This is a genomic window from Photobacterium carnosum, assembly GCF_021236965.1.
GTDB classification, from domain to species: Bacteria; Pseudomonadota; Gammaproteobacteria; order Enterobacterales; family Vibrionaceae; genus Photobacterium; species Photobacterium carnosum.
This window is the reverse complement of record NZ_WMDN01000005.1, coordinates 1-16074: the sequence shown is the minus strand read 5'-3', so window position 1 is coordinate 16074 and position 16074 is coordinate 1. Positions and strand designations below refer to the sequence as shown.

Annotated in this window: 13 protein-coding genes; 4 read left to right on the top strand and 9 right to left on the bottom strand. The window is 38.8% G+C overall.

All coding sequences use genetic code 11. From position 1 onward, the window contains the following. Positions 1 to 5 precede the first annotated feature (5 nt). The 5 genes from GLP24_RS06630 to aroA form a co-directional block, all read right to left on the bottom strand. Complete coding sequence (locus GLP24_RS06630; RefSeq protein ID WP_101767055.1) at positions 6 to 290, bottom strand: LapA family protein; 285 nt, start codon at positions 288 to 290, stop codon at positions 6 to 8. 128 nt (positions 291 to 418) lie between these two features. Beyond that, entirely contained in the window at positions 419 to 709 is a 291-nt protein-coding gene (gene ihfB / locus GLP24_RS06625) for an integration host factor subunit beta (RefSeq protein WP_036795301.1), read from the bottom strand. An 80-nt stretch (positions 710 to 789) separates the two neighbouring features. After that, complete coding sequence (gene rpsA, locus GLP24_RS06620; protein ID WP_101767056.1) at positions 790 to 2460, bottom strand: 30S ribosomal protein S1; 1671 nt, start codon at positions 2458 to 2460, stop codon at positions 790 to 792. 124 nt (positions 2461 to 2584) lie between these two features. Next, entirely contained in the window at positions 2585 to 3262 is a 678-nt protein-coding gene (gene cmk, locus GLP24_RS06615; RefSeq protein ID WP_101767057.1) for a (d)CMP kinase, read from the bottom strand. A gap of 213 nt (positions 3263 to 3475) precedes the next feature. Next, on the bottom strand, positions 3476 to 4756 hold the full coding sequence (gene aroA / locus GLP24_RS06610; protein ID WP_232574865.1) for a 3-phosphoshikimate 1-carboxyvinyltransferase: 1281 nt from the start codon (positions 4754 to 4756) through the stop codon (positions 3476 to 3478). A gap of 173 nt (positions 4757 to 4929) precedes the next feature. On the opposite strand from aroA, the gene GLP24_RS06605 reads away from it, so the two are divergent. After that, complete coding sequence (locus GLP24_RS06605) at positions 4930 to 5358, top strand: nucleotide triphosphate diphosphatase NUDT15 (RefSeq protein WP_221942616.1); 429 nt, start codon at positions 4930 to 4932, stop codon at positions 5356 to 5358. Between the two features lie 97 nt (positions 5359 to 5455). Here GLP24_RS06605 and GLP24_RS06600 read toward each other — a convergent pair whose 3' ends face one another. Beyond that, positions 5456 to 6598: a DUF5666 domain-containing protein gene (locus GLP24_RS06600; RefSeq protein ID WP_232574864.1), complete on the bottom strand. Its 1143-nt coding sequence runs from the start codon at positions 6596 to 6598 to the stop codon at positions 5456 to 5458. Between the two features lie 100 nt (positions 6599 to 6698). Here GLP24_RS06600 and GLP24_RS06595 point away from each other — a divergent pair, with 100 nt between their 5' ends. Genes GLP24_RS06595 through GLP24_RS06585 form a run of 3 tightly spaced genes read left to right on the top strand, consistent with a single transcriptional unit; the run spans position 6699 to position 9129 of the window. Then, positions 6699 to 7370 carry a response regulator transcription factor gene (locus GLP24_RS06595; RefSeq protein ID WP_101767061.1) on the top strand — a complete coding sequence of 224 codons (672 nt, stop codon included), beginning with the start codon at positions 6699 to 6701 and terminating at the stop codon, positions 7368 to 7370. Then, complete coding sequence (locus GLP24_RS06590; RefSeq protein ID WP_232615745.1) at positions 7339 to 8586, top strand: sensor histidine kinase; 1248 nt, start codon at positions 7339 to 7341, stop codon at positions 8584 to 8586. The genes GLP24_RS06595 and GLP24_RS06590 overlap by 32 nt, the downstream gene beginning before the upstream one ends. A gap of 18 nt (positions 8587 to 8604) precedes the next feature. Beyond that, positions 8605 to 9129, top strand: a complete 525-nt coding sequence (locus tag GLP24_RS06585) for a lipocalin family protein (RefSeq protein ID WP_221942621.1) — start codon at positions 8605 to 8607, stop codon at positions 9127 to 9129. Between the two features lie 232 nt (positions 9130 to 9361). Here GLP24_RS06585 and GLP24_RS06580 read toward each other — a convergent pair whose 3' ends face one another. The 3 genes from GLP24_RS06580 to gyrA all read right to left on the bottom strand — a co-directional run bounded on the left by GLP24_RS06580 (position 9362) and on the right by gyrA (position 15544). Next, the gene (locus tag GLP24_RS06580) at positions 9362 to 11368 is read right to left on the bottom strand and encodes an EAL domain-containing protein (protein ID WP_232615744.1); all 2007 of its coding nucleotides are present in this window, start codon (positions 11366 to 11368) and stop codon (positions 9362 to 9364) included. Positions 11369 to 11524: 156 nt separating this feature from the next. Beyond that, complete coding sequence (gene serC, locus GLP24_RS06575) at positions 11525 to 12607, bottom strand: 3-phosphoserine/phosphohydroxythreonine transaminase (protein WP_232574861.1); 1083 nt, start codon at positions 12605 to 12607, stop codon at positions 11525 to 11527. Positions 12608 to 12874: 267 nt separating this feature from the next. Continuing rightward, on the bottom strand, positions 12875 to 15544 hold the full coding sequence (gene gyrA, locus GLP24_RS06570; protein WP_101767066.1) for a DNA topoisomerase (ATP-hydrolyzing) subunit A: 2670 nt from the start codon (positions 15542 to 15544) through the stop codon (positions 12875 to 12877). Between the last annotated feature and the right edge of the window lie 530 nt (positions 15545 to 16074).

Here is a 16074-nt window from a genome sequence, read left to right as displayed (position 1 = left end):
AATTTTTATTCCTTAATAGGTTGAGCACGAAGCTGATCAAGTTCTTGTTGTTGCTTCGCTACTTTCTTTATTAATCGATTTTTAGCAAAGCGAGCTTTAAGATATAAAGTTCCACAAATTACCCAACCAATAACAAAACCAGCACCAAAGACAGTACCTAATAATGTAGAAAGTTGAAACTCACCCTGGGCAATTAAATAATCAAAACTAACCATTATTTGATTTTGCGCACCAAGGGCCAAAGTGATCAAAAAGGCAGCTACTAGAACAATAATTCCTAAAATCTTCATCGTGGATCCTCTCACTAAATCTAAATTATAATTACTGATTATGCAGTAATTTTACTGATCAAACCATGATCTATAGACATAAAAAAACGGCATACTGATAGTATGCCGTTTTTTTGTTCTATTCGCGGTTAAGCAGCTATTGATGCATTAACACGGTCACGTAATTCTTTTCCTGGCTTAAAGTGAGGAACGTACTTGCCGTCCAACTCAACTTTATCACCTGTCTTCGGATTACGGCCAACGCGAGGAGCACGGTAATGCAAAGAGAAGCTACCAAAGCCACGGATCTCAATGCGATCACCTTCTGCAAGTGTGTTCGCCATATGTTCAAGGATATCCTTGATTGCATCTTCTACCTGTTTGGCAGAGAGATGTGTTTGTTGACTACATAGTCTTTCAATTAATTCAGACTTTGTCATAAACACTCCGTTTTAGTATGTTTCTCAATAGTATAGCCGTTTAGAGGGAAAAAGCTAAAGCGATTTCCCTCTACGCTCAATTATTCGCCTTTAGCAGCTTTGAAAGCATCAGCCATAGCATTACCAAACGCAGCATCATCAACTTTGTTTAGTGTAGCCATTGCTTCTTGCTCTTCAGCAACGTCTTTAGCACGTACAGAAAGGTTAACTACACGGTTCTTACGGTCAACACCAGTGAATTTAGATTCAATAGAGTCGCCAACTGCAAGAATTAGAGTTGCGTCTTCAACACGGTCTACAGATGCTTCTGAAGCACGTAGGTAACCTTCAACACCTTCAGCAAGCTCAATAGTTGCGCCTTTAGCGTCAACTGCAATAACTTTACCAGTTATTAGAGTGCCTTTCTTAGTGTCAGCTACGAAGCTGTTGAATGGGTCTTCTTCGATTTGCTTAACGCCTAGAGAGATACGCTCACGCTCTGCGTCAACTGCAAGAACTACTGCAGAAATTTCGTCGCCTTTCTTGAAGTCACGAACTGCATCTTCACCAGAAACATTCCAAGAAATGTCAGATAGGTGAACAAGACCGTCGATGCCGCCTTCAAGACCGATGAAGATACCGAAATCAGTGATTGACTTGATCTTACCAGTTACTTTATCGCCCTTAGCTTGCATTTCTGCAAATGACTGCCATGGGTTAGCTTTACACTGCTTAAGACCTAGAGAGATACGACGACGTTCTTCGTCGATATCAAGAACCATAACTTCAACTTCGTCGCCCACGTTAACAACTTTCGATGGGTGGATGTTTTTGTTAGTCCAATCCATTTCAGAAACGTGAACAAGACCTTCAACGCCTTCTTCGATTTCAACGAAGCAACCGTAGTCAGTAAGGTTAGTTACGCGACCAGTAAGCTTAGTGCTTTCTGGGTAACGCTTAGCGATAGCAACCCATGGATCTTCGCCAAGTTGCTTAAGACCTAGTGATACGCGAGTACGCTCACGGTCGAACTTAAGAACTTTAACGTTGATTTCATCGCCAACATTAACGATTTCAGAAGGGTGCTTAACACGCTTCCAAGCCATATCAGTGATGTGTAGAAGACCGTCAACACCGCCAAGATCAACGAATGCGCCGTAGTCAGTAAGGTTCTTAACGATACCTTTAACTTCCATGCCTTCTTGTAGAGAAGCAAGTAGCTCATCACGTTCAACACTGTTTTCAGACTCGATAACTGCGCGACGTGAAACAACTACGTTGTTACGCTTCTGGTCAAGCTTAATTACTTTGAACTCAAGTTCTTTGTTTTCAAGGTGAGCAGTATCGCGAACTGGACGTACGTCTACTAGAGAACCTGGTAAGAACGCACGGATGCCGTTAAGTTCAACTGTGAAGCCGCCCTTAACTTTACCGTTGATGATACCAACAACTGTTTCAGCATCTTCATAAGCTTTTTCAAGCTGGATCCAAGCTTCGTGACGCTTAGCTTTCTCACGAGAAAGCTTAGTTTCACCAAAACCATCTTCGATCGCGTCAAGAGCAACGTCAACCTGATCACCAACTGCTACTTCAAGTTCGCCAGCAGCGTTCTTGAATTCTTCAGCAGGGATAGATGACTCAGATTTTAGACCTGCGTCAACTAATACGTAACCGTTTTCGATAGCGATTACAGTACCTTTAACGATGGCACCTGGGCGAGTTTCAACTTGGTTTAGCGACTCTTCAAAGAGTTGAGCAAAAGATTCAGTCATTTAATTAATCTTCAATATGATAAACAACCATGGGTATCCTACCTCATGGGGTTGATAATAAAGTCAGTTATCATCCATGACACCGACGTTATTTAGCTGCTTACGCAACTAAATAGGGATTCATTTATTTTAGCTTAGCATCAACATATGCCAAGACTTTTTCTAATACTTGTTCAATTGACATTTCAGTTGAATCAAGTAATAAAGCGTCATCAGCAGGACGTAAAGGCGCTACAGCACGATTGCGATCGCGGTAGTCTCGTTCCTGAATTTCGCTTAGAAGGCGGCTAAAACTAACATCTAAGCCTTGTTTTTGCAACTGATTCATACGACGCGTTGCACGTTCTTCAGCACTAGCATCTAAGAAAATTTTCACTTCTGCCGATGTAAACACCACTGTGCCCATATCACGACCGTCGGCAACCAAACCCGGTTGCTCATTAAATGCACGCTGACGGCGTAATAATGCTTCACGCACTCGTGGTAACGCTGCTACTTTTGATGCTGCATTGCCTACTTTTTCAGTACGAAGTGTATCAGAAACATCTTCGCCTTCAAGAATAACTCGAACCAATTCACCTTCAGCAACAAACTGAACATCGAGATGAGCAGCAAGAGGCACTAAAGCATCTTCGGATTCAGTATCTACCCCATGATGAAGTGCTGCAAGTGCAAGAACACGATAAATCGCACCAGAATCAAGCAGATTCCAACCAAGCTTTTCCGCTAATAGCATACATAGTGTGCCTTTACCTGCACCACTAGGCCCATCAACAGTAATAACTGGAGCATGAGTAGACATAAGTTTTCTCCAAATAGGTGTCCGTAATAGCGGGAACTTAACCCAAATTAAGGTTAGCCATCAAACGGTGGCACATTATACAGAAAAAAACTTAAATTCATATAGTTATTCCTTTCTCTTTCTTTCCTTTTTATACCAATTTAAAAGCCTGATGTCATCATAATCAGCCAACTATGAATCTAAACTGACATATTAAAAATCAGCATCTAAAAACTACACACTCAATCCTTGGAATTTAGTGAAATAATCAGGAAAAGTTTTAGAGGTACATCCAGGATCATTGATCGTAACAGCGGTATCACTTAATGCCACCAATGAAAAACACATTGCCATTCGATGATCATCATAAGTATTAATCTCAGCATGCTTTAACTGAGCAGGCGGCGTGATCACAATGTAATCTTCGCCCTCTTCCACTATTGCACCAACTTTACGTAATTCTGTTGCCATTGCAGTAAGGCGATCAGTTTCTTTTACTCGCCAATTATAAACATTGCGAATTGACGTTGTACCTTTAGCAAATAATGCTGTTGTTGCAATCGTCATAGCAGCATCAGGAATATGATTAAAATCCATATCAACCGCAGTTAGCTCGCCACCACGAGCAATAACATAATCATCACCCCATTCAATATCGGCGCCCATTTTGGCAAGCGCATCTACAAATTGAATATCACCTTGTATGCTATTTTTACCAATTCCGGTTACTTTTATCGCGCCACCTTTAATCGCAGCGGCGGCTAAAAAATAAGAGGCCGATGAAGCATCACCTTCAACTAAAAGTTCGCCTGGTGATTGATACTGTTGACCACCTTTAACTACAAACTGTTGGTAATCACGATTTTCAACCTCAACCCCAAACTGTGCCATAATATGCAATGTAATATCAATATAAGGCTTTGAAACCAAATCACCTTTAATACTAATAACCGTATCGGCACTAGCCAATGGTGCGGCCATCAAAAATGCCGTTAAAAACTGACTTGAAATCGAACCATCAATTTCAACACAGCCACCAGACAGCCCCGTTCCAATAATTTTTAGCGGTGGGTAATTATCATTCTCTATATATTCAACATTGGCACCAGCACTACGCAGTGCATCCACAAGATGACCAATTGGACGCTCTTTCATTCGAGGCTCGCCCGTAAGCGTATATTCACCAGTACCTAAACACAGCGCTGCCGCTAATGGTCGCATTGCTGTACCCGCATTCCCTAAATACAATTCAAGCGGTTCTGTCATAGTAAAAGCATGACCTAAACCATCAATTTCACATTCGGTTTTATCTGCTGATAAGCGGTAATTCACACCTAATTGCTTTAATCCATTAAGCATATGGCGAATATCATCACTGTCTAACAAATTCGTTAACCGTGTTGTCCCTTGTGCCAATGCTGCTAATAATAACGCACGATTTGAGACACTTTTCGAACCAGGTAGATTCACTACACCATTAACTTTAGCAATCGGCTGTAAGGTTAAACTTTCCATTGATTATTCTTCCAATCCTAATTTTTCTTATTTAGCAGAGTACCCAATAATGTCGCAGTTATCTAGCGCCAGTTTTTTAAAATCTTGTCGCTTCTCGTTAATATAGTACCAGCATCTACACTCTAATTACGGTAGAGTAGTTATCAATGACAGAAGTAAATCTTGGAGTAAGAATGAGCACTGTAACACCGATGGTTGGAATTGGGATTATTATTGTTAATCAACAAGGTGAGATCTTAATTGGTAAACGTAAAAATAGTCATGCCCCCTACTATTCTATCCCAGGTGGTCATATGGAGTTGGGCGAAACCTTTAGTCAATGTGCCATTCGTGAAGTTAAAGAAGAAACGGGACTCACTATTTATCAACCCCAAGTGATTGCAGTGACCAATAACCTCGCCACCTATTCAGAATCAGGTAAGCATTATATCAGTATCGCCCTGCTTGCTACCGAGTTCAGTGGTGAGTTAACCTTAAAAGAACCCGATAAATGTGAAGGATGGCAATGGGTAGATCCAACTCACGTTCCCTCGCCACAATTTGATGCCAGTGAGCAATCGATTCGATGTTACTTAGAACAACAGTTTTGTATTAACGAGTAATCACTGTAAATAAACCAAACGTTCTAAAACGCAAAAAGCGCCTCAAATATAATAGGCGCTTTTGGTTCGAGATTCGAGATTCGAGATTCGAGATTATTTAATCACGTTCAATTTCACGTGCAACATAACGACTACCTATAATTACACCTTCAACTTCGATATGCTGACCATTAATATTATCTTTCGTTAAGCCATCATCAAATTCAGTGTAAGCATCAATATGAATCTGACGCTTATCACCTAGAATAAACATACCATTATTATTATCGCTTACTGTTGCTAAGCCTTTATCTTCAAATTCACGCCACTGATTACCTGTCTCACCATCGAAATCGTTTTCAAATTCAATCTCACGGGCAATACCATTAACAGCAATAACTTCAACCATTACCCCAATATTAAGATTTAGTTTAGAGCCATCTTCAAAACGAGTCGCACCTGTTACCATAAAGCGACCACGGGCATTTAATTCAAACTGAGACTTATCATTACTGACCCAAGTTACAACACCTTCAATTTCGTTATCATTATCTGAGGCATCGTAGGTTTCAATGTCCACTTCAGAAGCACTAAAGATCTTGTCATCACGATTCATCTGGCCCTTAACTTCAACCCACTGGCCATTTAGTAATGGGGCATTATCTTCAATCACAGCATTGCTATAATCAACATTTATTCCTGCACCAAGCTTAAATTGTATATCCGTTAGATTCGAAATTTGTCCTTCAATCTCATAATGATTAGCAATGCCTTCATGCTCAAATTTCACCACGGAAAGTACTTTATAGCCCAGACCCGTTGCTGTTGCTTGTGGTAATGATGACACCATCACCCAATCATTAACTTCAATGTTTTGATCAAGACTAAAGGTTAATGTCGCGCCATTAATGACAAATGTTGAGTTAACACGATCAATGTGAGTAACCTTACCGACCATAGTAGGTTCTAACTGCACTAAAGCACCCGCTTTTGATGAAGTAGAAACAGCAACCATCATATTTTCTTGAAGATCTTTAATAGAAAACTGTGTATCAGTACCATATGCCACTGACGCAACATCATAGCTATAACCATTTACTTCAATGGTATTAGCTGGAACATTAACGGCATTAATCGTACCTTGGACGGCTTGAGGCTTGGTCTCAACAGGTGGTTGAGGTGCAGTGCTATCATCACCGCCGCCACCGCCACAACCAGTAAGAACTAGACCAATCAATGTCGCTAATGTGATTTTTTTCATGAATACAAACCTTTTGATTAACAAATTATGAATATTGTTTTATTGGTAGGTATACTAGATCATCAAACGTGAAGTATTCGTGAAGAGCTTAATTGAAAAGATGAAAATTCTTATTGTTGATGATAACTATCAGATTGTAGAAACTATTGCAGATTATCTAGAACTAGAAGGTATGACGGCTGATTGTGCTTATCATGGTCAAGCAGCACTTACCTTTATTGAAAATAACCATTATGACGTCATTATTATGGATATCATGATGCCTAAAATAGATGGTATTGCCGCGGTTCAAAAAATACGTAATGAACTCTATTGTGGCACGCCGATTCTATTCTTAACCGCCAAAGATACTCTTGAAGATAAAGTGGCAGCATTTAAAGCCGGCGGCGATGATTACTTATTAAAGCCTTTTGCGATGGAAGAATTGTGTTTACGACTTCGCGCATTATCTAATCGTGGTCATCGACAAGATATTGGTCTGTTAACATATGCAGATCTAATAATGAATAATCGTAGTGATGAAGTCAGCCGGAATGGAAAAGCCATAAAGCTTAGCCGCATCCAATTTAAAATTCTTAAGGTTTTATTGCACCATGCCCCTAATATTGTGACGCGCCAGCAAGTTATCGATGCCGTTTGGGGCGAAGAATCCCCTTCTAGTGATGCCTTGCGTAGTCATATTTATGGTTTACGTAATGCTATTGATAAAGATTTTACCACTTCACGATTAGAGACTATTCATGGACAAGGTTACCGCATCAAAACCACATAGCTTTCCCAGTATTTATCGCAAAGTCGGTTTAAGTTTTGGGTTAATGACCTTTGGTATGTTTATTTTATTCTGGGCAGTTATTTATGTCGCAGAAAATCAACTTGAAGTCATTAGTCTTCATCATTGGTTAGACAAAGAATCAAGCCAATATGTTATCGACTATAAAACAATGGATGATGATGCACCGCTGCCCAATAATAGTGAATTTAAGAGCTATTGGAGTGAACGTTCATTACCTGATTGGTTAAAAAAATATAATCAACCCGGTTTTTTTGAGCATTTACGTGGTACTGAAGATAAGCATTTTTTAGTGTTTGATCATCCTTCAGGTAGAGGGTTAATGTACGTTGTCTATCAAGATGATGCTGATGATTACCTTGATGAATATGAAGATAGCCTCCATTATTTTACCTTCATTTTTGGGCTGTTATTATCATTACTGATGGGAAGTTATAGTTTCTATTTTGTGCGCTCATTATCGCAACCATTAGCAAAAATAGATCAGAAAATTCGCCAAATGCCGCCTGATCAACCCACTTTTGAAGTCGAAACACAATACCGTGAAACTCGAAAAATTGAACAAGCATTACTGGACAGTAAAAATCACATTGCAGGATTTTTTCAACGTGAAAAAGAATTCAGCCGATTTGCATCCCATGAATTACGCACCCCGATAATGATCATTCAAGGTTCAGCTGATTTACTCAATAAAGTCCCCAATCAACCGAATGTCGCAAAAAAAGCCATTAATCGATTACATCAAGCCAGTGATGATATGCGGATCTTAACCGAAACATTCTTATTATTAGGTAAAGAATCAATTGAAAACCATCATTTTAGTCACTGTGATCTAGCACTCGAACTGCGCCAACAGTTATTAATAATGGAACCCTTATTTGCAAAACAAGATGCCAGCTACTATCTTGAGATCAACCACTCAGCCACGATTAATGCACCACTCAGTTTTATTACTATTATTATTAATAATCTAATAAAAAATGCGTTTAGTTATAGTATTGGCGACATCGAAATAAAATTAGCACATGATCGCTTAACGATCATCAACCGTCATGATGGCAATGAACTTTATAATCAAGGTTATGGCTGTGGATTAGTCATCGTGCAACGTATTTGTGAACGAATGCAATGGGCATTTACTGTCACAGATAATGATATTACCTTTACCGCTGAAGTGGTTTTTTTACCTTCAGTGTAATTAAATAAGGAAGAATGGATGCTTACTTATATAAAATGGTTTTGTGGCGTTATCTTATTAAGCATAACGGCAGGCTGTACAACAGGAAAACCCAACAATGTTCAACCAGTGACTAATTTTGATATCAATCGTTATTTAGGGCAATGGTATGAAATAGCAAGGTTAGACCACAGCTTTGAACGAAACTTAGATCAAGTTACCGCCACTTATAGTTTAGAAACTAATAATACAATTAAAGTTATAAACAGTGGTTTTAATAGTGTTAATCAACAATGGCAACAGGCGCAAGGTAAAGCTAAATTTGTTGACCAGCCAAATCTTGGGCATCTCAAGGTCTCTTTCTTTGGCCCTTTTTATGGTAGCTATATTATCTTTGCTCTTGAAGATGATTATTCAGCGGCATTAATCAGTAGCTATAACTACGACTATTTATGGATATTATCACGAGATAAAACCCTCGATCCTGCAGTACTCGAACGTTATATTCATCGCGCTAAACTGGCGGGCTTTGATACCGAAAAGCTTATTTATCCACAACAATAATGCCTAACTAAAAAGATGAAAACCTTGTGACAAGGCAATAATTACAGACATAAACATGCCAATAAAGACCAGTAGACACGTGGTAAAAATAACAGGATCCATAACATTCTTATAGGGTAGCAAACACCTTAGATCCTACTATTTATTTTTACTCATAAAGCATAATTACCACTTAACAAATGCAAGCTTAGATTGATAAGTACTATTATCACGTTTTACCTAGATGATTGGGCTAAACATTTTTAAACCACGTTAAAGCATCATTAAATGCCATCGGTTTAGCAAAATAAAAACCTTGGCAGATATTAATACCACACTGCTGCACAAACTGTTTTTCTGCTTCTGTTTCAACGCCTTCAGCAACCAAAATACAGCCTGTCACTTCACTTATTTTAGCCAACAGCTGATATAAATTTTTCTCACGATCATGTTCAATATTACGTAATAAGGTACGATCTAACTTTACTTTATCAAAGTTAAACTTCAATAAATGAGGAAAAGACGCATAACCGGAACCAAAATCATCAATCGCAACCGTTATTCCTAATCCTTGCAATACCTCGATATTTTCTGATACCAGTTTATCATCTTCAAGTATGGCTTCTTCTGTGATCTCTATTTCTAAGTTCAATGGTGAAATAGAATAAAAACTTAATCTTTCAAGAAGATAAGCAACAATATGTTTATCCGAAATTGTCTCCGCTGAGACATTAATTGCTATTTTACAACCATTATCAAGTGGCATCTTTTGCATATCTTTTAGGACCAAATCAATCACCATTTTATCCAGCTGCTTCATTGCGCCTAATTGCTGAAAATCTTGAATAAATAATGGTGGCAATATTTTACCGTCCACATTTTTATAGCGAACAAGTGATTCAAACGATAATCCTTTACCCTGACTTAAATTAATTTGAGGTTGGTAGAACATCACAAACTCACCATGATTCAACATACGACTAACACGGCGGCTAATATCATGCTTACTCACATAGCTCGTCATGGCTTGATTCACATCACCTAAAAACGATTTAAGTGTGCTACGTCCAAGCTCATATTGCTGACTTATCGATGTATTATTAGATCGGCTTTTTCCCGCATAATGCAGATAAAATGGCCGATAAATAACAATCCCTATAACAACTACAATCATCTGTAATATAACCCCAGATAAACTGTGCTGAGTGGCAACATAACCACTAAGAAAAGGAGGTGTCATCCAATCCACAATTGTCGTCACTGGGTGCACTAATCCAGATGAGATCGCACCATATACAACCACAAAACTCACTAAAGGAACGCAAACAAAAGGTACAATTAATATTGGATTAAAAATAATCGGCAAACCAAACAGTAATAGTTCATTGATATTAAAAATCACCAACGGTAATGCTGATAGTGCTAATGTGATATGTCGTCTTTCTTTTGAAAATAATAAAATACAAAACAGCAGACTGATCATATTCCCAGAGCCACCCATCGATAAGAACGCATCATAAAACCCCTGCCCTAGCACATTTAAAGGGGCTTCTCCTGCTTGCCAATCAGCAATGTTTTGTTGAGTAACTTCAAATAATTGCTGCTTTGTTCTGAAAAGAAAATTATGACCATTAATGCCAATTGCACCTAATAATCCCAAAATGAATTGATAGGTTAAGCCACCGTAAAAAGTGAGTGGATTCGGAGCAATATAATTATCTATGTTTTGACTAAACGCGATCACAATTTTAGTTAATTCCTCCAACCCAACGGCTAACAAAAGAAAACAAAAAAAATGCAATACATGTTTATAGAGTGTTCGAACAAAATCTAAACGAGAAGGATCGAGCGGAAAAAGACGAAATGAAATACAGCATGATGCAGCAATCATTGCTGAAAGTAGTGCCACAAGTGGGTTATTAGGCAACCCATTATGATCAGAAACTAAACCATTAGGCACCGACACAGCAATTAATAACAGTAATGAATATGGCACAACCACCATCGCATTAACGCCATGCTTAGTCGCAATGTAGTAACTGGTAATTAAGCACAGTGCAATCGGATAGATTCCAATTAATAAATTAGAAAAATAAAAAAAATAGTTCGCTAATTCACTAAAATCAACCCATTTTAATGCATACCCCACAAATAACGTGATCGCATTACAAATAATTAACGGCAGTAATAATAAAAAAACAATAGAAATATCACGGATATAATCGTTGTAATATGATTTTAATATTGATTTTTTGTTCATACATTCATAGTGTCGATAGAAAGGGCACTGGATTATATAGAGCAATTATAAATGCTCAAGCTAAAAGAGTGTAACTAGGTATTTCGTATCGAAAATAAAACTAAAAAAATACACACATGATGTGTGTATTTTTTATTAATTAACAGTCGTTATTCATTACGCATTATTTTTTTCAAACATCTGCATAAAGTCGACCAAAGCCTGAACACCGTCTAAAGGCATCGCATTATAAATAGAGGCACGCATACCTCCAGCAACACGATGGCCTTTCAATGCTTTTAATCCGACAACTTCAGCTTGAGCTAAAAACACTGCATCTAAATCTGGATTTTTTAATTGAAATGGTACATTCATGACTGAACGGTTATCCGCATGAACATTATTAATATAGAAATTAGAGTGATCAATAAAATCATACAATAATTTAGCTTTTGCAAGGTTGCGCTGTTCCATTGCAGTAACCCCACCGACGCTTTTAAGCCATTTAAACACTTCACCCGCTAAATACCATGCAAATGTTGGTGGTGTATTAAACATCGAGTCTTTATCAACTAACACCGTATAGTCTAAAATACTCGGTAAAATTGATTTAGCTTTACCTAATAAATCATCACGTACGATAACAATTGTTAATCCTGCTGGACCAATGTTTTTTTGAGCGCCCGCATAAATAACACCGTATTTAGACACATCAATTTGACGAGATAAAATAGTCGATGACATATCAGCGACAATCGGTTTATCCGTTATCGGTAAATCACGAATTTCAATACCGTCAATAGTTTCATTTGGACAAAAATGCACAAATGCAGCTTCGTCAGAAAGTGACCATTCGGCGGCAGGTAAAATAGCCTTCTTACCTTCTTTTACGCAGGTAATATCAATATTATTAGGCTGACAATACTTAGACGCTTCTTCAACAGCACTGTGCGCCCAAAAACCACCATCCATATAATCGGCAGTGGTTGCTTCACCCAATAAATTTAACGGCACAGCAGCAAATTGACCACGTGCACCACCATGACAAAATAAAACATGGTAATTAGCAGGAATATTCAGTAAATCCCGTAAATCTTGTTCTGATTGAGCGGCAACCGCAAGAAATTCTTTACTACGATGGCTGATTTCCATAACGGAAGTGCCTAAACCCTGCCAATTAATTAATTCGTGTTGGGCTTGCGCCATAACATCAGCGGGGATCATTGCCGGACCGGCACAAAAGTTATAAACCTTATCCATAATGTGGTACTTGCTCCTGCTCGAGTTACAAAATAAAAATTTGCTGCTTCATAAAGCTAATAGCATCACAATCAGTACTACTTTTAGCATTACAAAACAGACAGTAAAGATAAATATCAACATTGTGACAGATATCATTCATTTATTTCTACACCTTTATTGCGCAACTTTAAAGATTTAATTAACGATTCATTAGTTATAAATATGAAGCCAAAAAAAAACGCAGCCAAATGGCTGCGTCTTATTTAGAATAAAGCACTATAAGGCTTACTCTTGCTCGGTTGAATCACCTGATTCTACATCTGTTGCTGGTAGTTCTGTATTTTCAACAGCTTCACCATCAACTAATTCAGCATCTTCAATTAATTCAACTTCTGCTGGCTCATCAATACGCTGTAGACCAACAACTTTTTCACCTTCAGTCGTACGAATAAGTGTAACACCTTGAGTATTACGACCTACACGGCTAACTTCAGCAACACGAGTTCGAACTAATGTGCCACCATTGGTGATCATCATAAATTCGTCGCCGTCTTCAGCTTGAACAGCACCAACAACGCTACCGTTACGCTCAGAGACTTTAATTGAAACTACACCCTGAGTGGCACGGCTCTTCGCCGGATACTCAGCAAGGCCAGTACGCTTACCATAACCATTTTCAGTTACTGTAAGAATATCGCCTTCATTGTGTGGAACAATTAGCGAAACAACTTTATCGCCTTCAGCAAGTTTAATACCACGAACACCAGCCGCAGTACGACCCATGCCGCGAACGCCACCTTTGGTATTGCCTTCGTCGTCAATAACAACTGGGCTTTCGTAGAAACGGACTACTTTACCGTATGCTGAGAACAGCATGATATCGCAGTCACCATCAGTAACATCAACACCAATCAATGAATCGCCTTCACGTAAGTTAACGGCAATAATACCGGCACTACGAGGACGACTAAAGTCAGTTAATGGTGTTTTCTTCACAGTACCATCAGCCGTTGCCATAAAGACAAACTTATCTTCTGTGTATTCACGCACAGGAAGAATAGCAGTAATACGCTCATTTTCTTCTAGTGGTAAAATATTCACAATAGGCTTACCACGAGCAGTACGGCTCGCTAGTGGTAATTGGTACACTTTCAGCCAGTACATACGACCGCGACTTGAGAAACATAAAATCGTGTCATGGGTATTAGCAACCAACAAACGTTCAATGAAGTCTTCTTGCTTCATGCGCGTTGCTGCTTTACCTTTACCACCACGACGTTGCGCTTCATAGTCACTCAGAATTTGGTACTTAACGTAACCTTCATGAGAAAGCGTAACAACAACATCTTCTCTAGGGATTAGATCTTCTAAATCAATATCATTGCTTGCTGCTGTGATTTCAGTACGACGTTCATCGTTGAACTGTTCTTTTACTAGCTCTAATTCTTCACGTATCACTTCCATCAAACGCTCAGAGCTTGATAGGATGAACATTAGTTCAGCGATTTCTTCAAGAAGTTGCTTATATTCTTCAAGAATTTTACCGTGTTCAAGACCGGTTAACTTATGTAAACGAAGATCAAGAATAGCTTGCGCTTGTTGTTCTGTTAAGTGGTATAGATTGTCACGAATACCAAATTGCTCTTCTAGCCAATCTGGACGTGCAGCATCAGTACCAGCACGCTCAAGCATTGCTGCAACATTACCTAGCTGCCAGCCACGAGCAACTAATGCTGCTTTAGCTTCTGCTGGTGTATTTGCCTGACGAACTAACTCAATAATTTCATCAATATTTGCAAGTGCAAGTGCTAGACCTTCAAGAATATGAGCGCGATCGCGTGCTTTACGCAATTCAAAAATAGTACGACGCGTCACCACTTCACGGCGGTGATTAACGAAGCACTTAATCATTTCTTTAAGGTTAAAGATCTTTGGTTGGCCGTTATCAAGCGCAACCATGTTGATACCAAATGTTGTTTGTAACTGCGTTTGGGCATAAAGATTGTTCAGAACAACTTCGCCAACCGCATCACGCTTACATTCGATAACAATACGCATGCCGTCTTTATCTGACTCATCACGTAATGCACTAATACCTTCAACTTTCTTATCTTTAACAAGCTCGGCAATTTTTTCGATCAAACGGGCTTTGTTAACTTGATATGGAATCTCATGAACCAGAATAGTTTCACGACCATTCTTTTCAGTTTCGATTTCAGCTTTGGCACGCATGTAAACTTTACCGCGACCAGTATGATAAGCATCAATGATACCTTTACGGCCATTGATCATCGCAGCTGTTGGGAAGTCAGGGCCTGGAATATATTCCATTAGCTGATCAATAGTGATGCTCTCATCATTGATATACGCTAAACAGCCGTCAATCACTTCGCCAAGGTTATGGGGTGGTATATTCGTTGCCATACCAACAGCAATACCAGAAGAACCATTCACCAATAGGTTAGGAATCTTCGTTGGTAATACTGCAGGTATCTGCTCGGTTCCGTCATAGTTAGGAACAAAGTCAACCGTTTCTTTGTCTAAATCTGCGAGTAGTTCATGCGCAATTTTAGACATACGAACTTCGGTATAACGCATCGCAGCGGCAGAGTCGCCATCGATTGAACCGAAGTTACCTTGGCCATCTACGAGCATGTAGCGTAGGGAGAACGGTTGCGCCATACGTACAATAGTATCGTATACAGCACTATCACCATGAGGGTGATATTTACCGATAACATCACCTACCACACGGGCAGATTTCTTATATGCTTTATTCCAGTCATTGCCTAGCACATTCATCGCGAATAAAACGCGGCGGTGCACAGGCTTAAGGCCATCACGCACATCAGGAAGAGCACGACCAACGATAACTGACATCGCATAGTCGAGATAAGAGCTTTTCAGCTCATCTTCAATATTTATGGGCGTGATCTCTTTTGCAAGATCGCTCATGGAGCCAATATCCCTCAGGTAATTTCTGTCGTATTTTTATACGTGCAAGGTGCAATAATATAGCATATTTCAGCCTTAATAGGCACACCTTTCACGGCTTATGTTATGAGTAATTTAGCGGAATTTACAGAAAACAGAAACAAACATCGTCACATCTGTGGATTAACCGCACATTGCTGTTTATTTATTGTTCATTATACCAACTATCTTAAACTACTCTTTTTAACCTACAGAGTATGTAATTATTTGTAAAAACAAGATGTAACACTGTTTTATAGATGGAACATCTTAAAATTAACAAAATAAAATCAAAAATGCGACATTTGGTCGTTTATTGATCATTATTATTGAGCACACTGTATTTGATGATTCGTCATTCAGAAGATGTTTGTCTTTTCGTTATGACTAATTCATTGATGTCTAAATAACACTATTGTTCAATTAAACATTCAATGCTTTAAACATAAACTCACTGAGGATAATATAATGGGTGCAGCAATTAACATAATTGGCATATCAATCATTATCGG

What these genes read in the sequence shown, in the direction of transcription:
- GLP24_RS06630 (WP_101767055.1), bottom strand. Translation starts at nt 290, where the DNA reads ATGAAGATTTTAGGAATTATTGTTCTAGTAGCTGCCTTTTTGATCACT.
- ihfB (WP_036795301.1), bottom strand. Translation starts at nt 709, where the DNA reads ATGACAAAGTCTGAATTAATTGAAAGACTATGTAGTCAACAAACACAT.
- rpsA (WP_101767056.1), bottom strand. Translation starts at nt 2,460, where the DNA reads ATGACTGAATCTTTTGCTCAACTCTTTGAAGAGTCGCTAAACCAAGTT.
- cmk (WP_101767057.1), bottom strand. Translation starts at nt 3,262, where the DNA reads ATGTCTACTCATGCTCCAGTTATTACTGTTGATGGGCCTAGTGGTGCA.
- aroA (WP_232574865.1), bottom strand. Translation starts at nt 4,756, where the DNA reads ATGGAAAGTTTAACCTTACAGCCGATTGCTAAAGTTAATGGTGTAGTG.
- GLP24_RS06605 (WP_221942616.1), top strand. Translation starts at nt 4,930, where the DNA reads ATGAGCACTGTAACACCGATGGTTGGAATTGGGATTATTATTGTTAAT.
- GLP24_RS06600 (WP_232574864.1), bottom strand. Translation starts at nt 6,598, where the DNA reads ATGAAAAAAATCACATTAGCGACATTGATTGGTCTAGTTCTTACTGGT.
- GLP24_RS06595 (WP_101767061.1), top strand. Translation starts at nt 6,699, where the DNA reads ATGAAAATTCTTATTGTTGATGATAACTATCAGATTGTAGAAACTATT.
- GLP24_RS06590 (WP_232615745.1), top strand. Translation starts at nt 7,339, where the DNA reads ATGGACAAGGTTACCGCATCAAAACCACATAGCTTTCCCAGTATTTAT.
- GLP24_RS06585 (WP_221942621.1), top strand. Translation starts at nt 8,605, where the DNA reads ATGCTTACTTATATAAAATGGTTTTGTGGCGTTATCTTATTAAGCATA.
- GLP24_RS06580 (WP_232615744.1), bottom strand. Translation starts at nt 11,368, where the DNA reads ATGAACAAAAAATCAATATTAAAATCATATTACAACGATTATATCCGT.
- serC (WP_232574861.1), bottom strand. Translation starts at nt 12,607, where the DNA reads ATGGATAAGGTTTATAACTTTTGTGCCGGTCCGGCAATGATCCCCGCT.
- gyrA (WP_101767066.1), bottom strand. Translation starts at nt 15,544, where the DNA reads ATGAGCGATCTTGCAAAAGAGATCACGCCCATAAATATTGAAGATGAG.